The organism is Paenibacillus sp. VMFN-D1 (genome assembly GCF_003386155.1).
GTDB lineage: Bacteria > Bacillota > Bacilli > Paenibacillales > Paenibacillaceae > Paenibacillus_AQ > Paenibacillus_AQ favisporus.
Genome location: NZ_QRDU01000015.1, coordinates 1 through 1,457, shown reverse-complemented (window position 1 = coordinate 1,457; position 1,457 = coordinate 1). Strand labels below are relative to the sequence as shown.

The following is a 1,457-nucleotide window of genomic DNA, read 5'->3' as shown; positions in this document are numbered from 1 at the left end:
GTAAGACCCCTTGTAGACGACGAGGTAGATAGGTTGGAGGTGGAAGTGCAGCAATGCATGGAGCTGACCAATACTAATCGGTCGAGGGCTTATCCAAAAAGATTAATTCGCAGATTCGTTTCGTATCTAGTTTTCAGGGAGTCAAAATTGCTGATTTCACTCCAAGCGGGTGAGAGAAGCGTGCATGACTTTCAGCATTTGGCGATGCTGAAACCTGAATTATGCATTTGGTTATTAACCAATGCTCCGTTTGGTGGCGATAGCGGAGGGGTTCCACGCGTACCCATCCCGAACACGACCGTTAAGCCCTCCAGCGCCGATGGTACTTGGACCGAAGGGTCCTGGGAGAGTAGGACGTTGCCAAGCGGAAAACCACTTTTGTGGTATTTTTTTTGGCCTTGATGGTCACCTACATATGACAAAACTGGTTGATTGTAACAACGTTCCCTGATAGCTCAGTTGGTAGAGCACTCGACTGTTAATCGAGTTGTCACAGGTTCGAGTCCTGTTCGGGGAGCCACTTTTAAAAAACGTCTAAGGATGTTTTGTTGCAGAAAACAGAATTAGACTTTATATATATGGCCCGTTGGTCAAGGGGTTAAGACACCTCCCTTTCACGGAGGTAACATGGGTTCGAATCCCATACGGGTCACTTTCTTATTAACATCAGGGATGAGAATCCCCTATGAGTTACAAAAGATTATGGAGGCTTAGCTCAGCTGGGAGAGCATCTGCCTTACAAGCAGAGGGTCGGGGGTTCGATCCCCTCAGCCTCCACCATGTATACTTTAAAGAAATAAATAATTTTTAATGACGCGGGGTGGAGCAGTCCGGTAGCTCGTCGGGCTCATAACCCGAAGGTCGCAGGTTCAAATCCTGCCCCCGCAATTATCTCCTTAAAGATGGAGATCCCAAAGGCCGTGGAACCGTGGTGTAGAGGCCTAACATGCCTGCCTGTCACGCAGGAGATCGCGGGTTCGAATCCCGTCGGTTCCGCCATTATAGTTTGCTTCAGGGATGAGAATCCGTAATACGGGTTCATCGAAGCATCCACTTCGTTAGCGCTGCATCGCAGTCTCGAACGAAGAGAGAGTATCCCGTCGGATCCGCCATTTTAAATTGCTTCAGACGGAATCCAAATGGTTATTTGCTTTCGCGATAAATGGTTATCGCTTTGGAAATATTCAAATATTCATGCGCCGGTGTAGCTCAATTGGTAGAGCAACTGACTTGTAATCAGTAGGTTGGGGGTTCAAGTCCTCTCGCCGGCATGTTTATGGCGGTCGTGGCGAAGGGGTTAACGCACCGGATTGTGGCTCCGGCATTCGTGGGTTCAAGTCCCATCGATCGCCCCATTAATTGTTGGGGATTAGCCAAGCGGTAAGGCAACGGACTTTGACTCCGTCATGCATAGGTTCGAATCCTATATCCCCAGCCAGTGAGAGCCATTAGCTCAG

8 tRNA genes and 2 rRNA genes are annotated in these 1,457 nt (G+C 48.8%); all 10 read left to right on the top strand.

Annotated elements, in window-relative coordinates:
* Positions 1 to 97, top strand: a 23S ribosomal RNA gene (locus tag C7820_RS33290); the annotation flags it as partial.
* A gap of 152 nt (positions 98 to 249) precedes the next feature.
* Positions 250 to 366: ribosomal RNA gene (gene rrf / locus C7820_RS33285) — 5S ribosomal RNA — on the top strand.
* Positions 367 to 444: 78 nt separating this feature from the next.
* Positions 445 to 520, top strand: a tRNA-Asn gene (locus C7820_RS33280).
* Between the two features lie 60 nt (positions 521 to 580).
* A tRNA-Glu gene (locus tag C7820_RS33275) sits at positions 581 to 652 on the top strand.
* A gap of 52 nt (positions 653 to 704) precedes the next feature.
* Positions 705 to 780 (top strand) — tRNA-Val (locus C7820_RS33270).
* A 34-nt stretch (positions 781 to 814) separates the two neighbouring features.
* Positions 815 to 888, top strand: a tRNA-Met gene (locus C7820_RS33265).
* 34 nt (positions 889 to 922) lie between these two features.
* Positions 923 to 999 (top strand) — tRNA-Asp (locus tag C7820_RS33260).
* Between the two features lie 199 nt (positions 1,000 to 1,198).
* A tRNA-Thr gene (locus C7820_RS33255) sits at positions 1,199 to 1,271 on the top strand.
* A gap of 8 nt (positions 1,272 to 1,279) precedes the next feature.
* Positions 1,280 to 1,355, top strand: a tRNA-His gene (locus tag C7820_RS33250).
* 8 nt (positions 1,356 to 1,363) lie between these two features.
* Positions 1,364 to 1,438, top strand: a tRNA-Gln gene (locus C7820_RS33245).
* The last annotated feature ends 19 nt before the right edge of the window (positions 1,439 to 1,457 follow it).